3 protein-coding genes are annotated in these 4425 nt (G+C 46.2%); 2 read left to right on the forward strand and 1 reads right to left on the reverse strand.

Going from position 1 to position 4425, the window contains the following annotated elements; genetic code table 11:
• Positions 1-7: 7 nt before the first annotated feature.
• Positions 8-1561 carry a hypothetical protein gene (locus LHW48_02780; GenBank protein MCB5259384.1) on the forward strand — a complete coding sequence of 518 codons (1554 nt, stop codon included), beginning with the start codon at positions 8-10 and terminating at the stop codon, positions 1559-1561.
• Positions 1561-2436, forward strand: coding sequence for a hypothetical protein (locus LHW48_02785; protein ID MCB5259385.1), 876 nt, complete (start codon positions 1561-1563; stop codon positions 2434-2436). Before LHW48_02780 ends, LHW48_02785 begins: the two co-directional genes overlap by 1 nt.
• A gap of 51 nt (positions 2437-2487) precedes the next feature.
• Here LHW48_02785 and LHW48_02790 read toward each other — a convergent pair.
• Positions 2488-4425, reverse strand: a 1938-nt coding sequence (locus tag LHW48_02790) for a T9SS type A sorting domain-containing protein (protein ID MCB5259386.1), incomplete at its 5' end; no start/stop codon positions are given.

Here is a 4425-nt window from a genome sequence, read left to right on the forward strand (position 1 = left end):
CCCGGTTATGTCTAAGAAGTTCATTCAGCGACATAACAAGGCATTGGCGGAGATCGCTTCAAAAACGATCTCCGTCTTGCCTTTTATATACGATAATCCTGAAGCCAAGACTGAGAGGATAAGACGAACCACAGCCGAGGGTTGGGATGCCTTCTCGTTCTTCTGTCATACCTATTTCCCGCATATCTTCCCACTACCATTTTGCCCAGCACATGAGACTATGTTCGATGTGACTGATAAGGGCTCAGGCATCATCGGAATCACAGGTTTTCGTGGGCTGGGCAAAACGGTACTAATGGGAGTGGTCTATCCCATCTGGAGGATAATCCGAGGTGAACGCTACGTGATCCATACTGCTGCTGACGTAGATCTGGCACAGGAGCGCACAGCGTTTACTTTACATGAACTGCAGAACAATAAGCGACTCACTATGGACTATCCTGAGCTGCAGCCGGTTGATGCCTTTGATCTGGACTTCTATCTCAAGAATAAAGCCAGGATCAGAGCCAGAAGTATCAAGCAGTCCCATAGAGGTACTATCAATCCCAAGACTGCCAAGCGGCCCGGACTGATCGTATGCGATGATATCGACAAAGAAGAGAACATGGGCAACCAGTCCATCGGCAAGAGACGCATGGAGAAGATCACCCAAGAGCTTGCCGGAGCTCTCTCACCGGAGGGCAATGGCAAGATCGTCTGGCTCGGTAACCTGGTACATCCCAATTACTCCATCTGCCAGTTTCAGGAGCTCATATTAGGCGAAATGCGAGCAGATAATCCAGAATTAGACGTTACCTACCAGATTGTATTAAAGACGCACCAAAAGGCGATATTGCGCTTCTCTCTTGAAGATATGCAGGGCAAGTCCATCTGGGAGGAGCAATACCCTACTGCCACTCTGCCAAACCTGCGAGCCAAGTTTGGGCATACCGGTTATCAGAGGGAGATGCTCGGACAGTCGGTAATCGAAGGTAACATCTTCAAGAACCACTGGTTCACCAAGTATAGAACACTACCTGAACCATCCCAGATGAAGCGTGTCTGGCTCTATGCCGATCCTGCTTGGGGAGAGAAGGGCTGCTATAAAGCTGTTATCTCTATTGGCTATGATGGTAACAGATTCTACGTGCTTCATGTCTGGATACGTCAGACTGAGAATACCAAGTTCTTCAGATACTATTATGATGCCTATCAGGAGTTAGATAGAATCTACCGAGTCAAAGCCAGAGCTGCCTGTGAAACCACCTACGGACAAGCTCGCATCCTTGCTGACTTCGACAGGTGGGCTACTGATAACCATCTGCCACCGATATCTCACAGAATCAAGCGGATCGATAACAAGGACAACAAGAACCTGCGTATAGAACGCACTGAAACCATCATCGAAACTGCCAAGATTCTGTTTCCGGAGGGACAGGACACACCAACTCTCATAAGTCAGTTCCTCACCTATCCTGATGGCTATATCGATGGCTGTGATGCCTTGGCTGGATGTCTGGAGCGTTTCTCTGAATATGATATAGGCAGGAACAGAGTGAAAGTCCGGAGATTCTCCTTCTAATGAACTACTATGATCAGCTAATGCTGGAGTACTACCGGGTCCTGAATAATTCTTGGAAAACTGAGATCAGAGATGCAACCCGGCTTGCCATCCAGATGCTAAGTGACATGCCGAGAGCCGAGAAGATCAACAAGGACTCCATAGATAAGCTTATGGGCATCATTAATACCCAGTTGGGAGATGACTTCGCAGCACTGGTCAATGAGCCCACCAAAGCGTTAATAGACCGCTGTGTGCGGTTTGGACTCAAGGACACCCAAGTACAAGCTCCAACCAAGACCAGCATCGGGCTCTGGGGCATTGAAGACCAGCATCTCTCATCCACCATTCAGAAGCAGCAGTTGTTCTGGATCGGGAATCACTTTGAAGCTGATGTCAGGCAGAACTTCGCAGACACCCTCTCCAAGGCAATAGAGCAGGGCTATACCAAGGAGATGCTTGCCGATACCCTCAAAGACCAGTTCAATGATCTCGCCAACCGCTCATCACACTACTGGCAAGGACTGGCAGAGCATACAGCCCTGAGAATACGAGAGTTCGGAAGGTTACAGGGTTACAAGAAAGCCAAAGCCAGATATTACAAGCTCGTAGTGATCCTGGATGATCGCACTAGTGACATATGCCGGGCATTGGCTGCCCAAGATAGGGTCTATCCGCTAAACGATGCAATCGAAGTAATGGACAATCTCATGGCTCTGAATACGAAATCAAACAGCCTGGATGATGCCCGGGATTACATCAAAGCTCTGGCACCTTGGATCAAAGACGATCAGATCGAATATGACTCGGAGATGAACCCGGTAGGTGTCTCCGGAGCGCATACTCCGTTTCCGCCGTTTCATTGGAAGTGCAGGACGACAAGCTCTATTCTGTAAAAGAAATTGAGCCCGATTTATCAGATCGGGCTCAATATGGCAATGTGATCCCTATTTCATTAGCATTATCTTCCTGGTTGGTATGGCTCCGGATGCTTGCATTTTCACGAAGTATATTCCAGAGCTTACGTCACGCTGGTGCTTGTCTTTGCCATCCCACACTACTTTGTGGAATCCACGTAGCATTTCAGAATCGCATAGATCTTTTACCTTTTGGCCTTTCACGTTGTAAATGCCAACCTTAACCAAGCCATCCTTAGGTATGCTGAACGCGATCGTCGTGCTGGGATTGAAGGGATTTGGGTAGTTTGAACTGATGAGGGCTTTATTGGGAATCGGAATCATATCTTCTTCAGTTCCATTCAGCAATTCATCAAGCAGATCCCAGTGCTCCTGGTGTTTTGCTTTGAACACATTCCTATCGGGATAGATGTATTGAGTGTATTTGGTGCTGATGGGCTTCTTATTTTCGCTCATGGCAGCCAATTGCAGCACAATCTCCAGATTCATCACAGCGTGGAGAGAATCAACGGGACTTTCTGCATTAAGGATTCTCAGCTCAAGCAAGTCAATAGCTGTTTGAAAGGCTTCGGCTTGCAGACAGTTTTTAATCAGATAATCCTGCAAGTATTTGGTAAGAATGGGATTATCAGTATCGTATTGAGCAATCTTGGCCAATAAGTAGGATTCTGTTCCGGTGAGTGTAACGCCAGCTTGATCAGCAGTACGGTAATAGGCATCAAGGGCGTCATACAACAATTCAGCTTCGCTGATCTCATTCTCATTCAGAATCGTTTTATACGTATCATTGGCGGTCAGGTAATTCCCGGCTAGTTCCGCACTCATAGCCTGAGCCATCCTTTCGTTATTTTCCAAGTAAACGTTTGGCGAAGGATCGTAATAATTGCAGTAGGCGTAATCTGAAGGTGTGCCAGGACTGCTTATTTTTGCAACACTGTCCTCAAACCAATTGTAACTGGCATTAATGGGACTTTTAAATAGACCACCAACGTCCCAGTTTGCATCGAAATGAAAATCCAAACTTAGATTGAAGGGACCAGGATTCTTATGGTAGAAATCATTATGGCCTCCATACAGCTGGACTCGGGCTGTGTACGAAGACGTATCTTGGAACTTCAGATTTTCATATTCTGCCTGATACAGGTTTTTAGCTGCATTTCCCATATTCAATATCGAGCCGGCATGATTCAGGATTCCTGTATCTGTGTAGAATTTGTTATAGGCAACCCGTTGGTTTGAACCTCTGCTTTCAATCCCAATATCTCCCAAACTGAAGGTAGAATCGAAGATTCCTCCAGATTGGGCAGTTGATAGCTCTGTGCGGATACCAATATCGCAACTTGTAAAATCGCATTCCACAACCTTGGGAGAGGTCACTTCAAAATACGCCCCCAAGTCATTCTTAAAGAAAGTACAGTTTCGGATTAAAGGCGAATACTGAAGTCCTATAAAATGCATCCCAGTGCTGTTCTTGTTGAAGTGGCAGTATCGAATGGTGTCTCCCAAGGCTGGGTTTGATCCATTCGCTAATCCTAACCACAGATCTTCGAATACTACACCATGTAAGAATAGGTTGGCATAGGGATTATCATAGTACAATCCAATATTATCTGTCCCTGCGCCATAAAAACCCTTGTTGTCGGTTGACGCGGTAATTCTGATACTTTGGCCTGGTAGTTTGTTTGCAATCGATAATCCAACTCCATTTGTTGGAACATTGAATAGGCAATCGGCAAGCAGCACTTGGGAACCTAGCACCTCATTATAGTCAGCCCCAGAGATTGTAGTATTAGTCATAGTCACTATCCCGGCATTTGATATCCGCATTCCTTGCCAAGTTTCACCATCATCTGTTTTCTTAAGGATAGTGTTGGTAGCTGTGATACCAGAATCATCCACCAGCAAAATAGAATTATCACCCCAATTACAGGTAGCATTGTTGAATACAATAGCGCTTCCGTCTTCCAC

This window comes from Candidatus Cloacimonadota bacterium (genome assembly GCA_020532355.1).
GTDB lineage: Bacteria > Cloacimonadota > Cloacimonadia > Cloacimonadales > Cloacimonadaceae > UBA5456.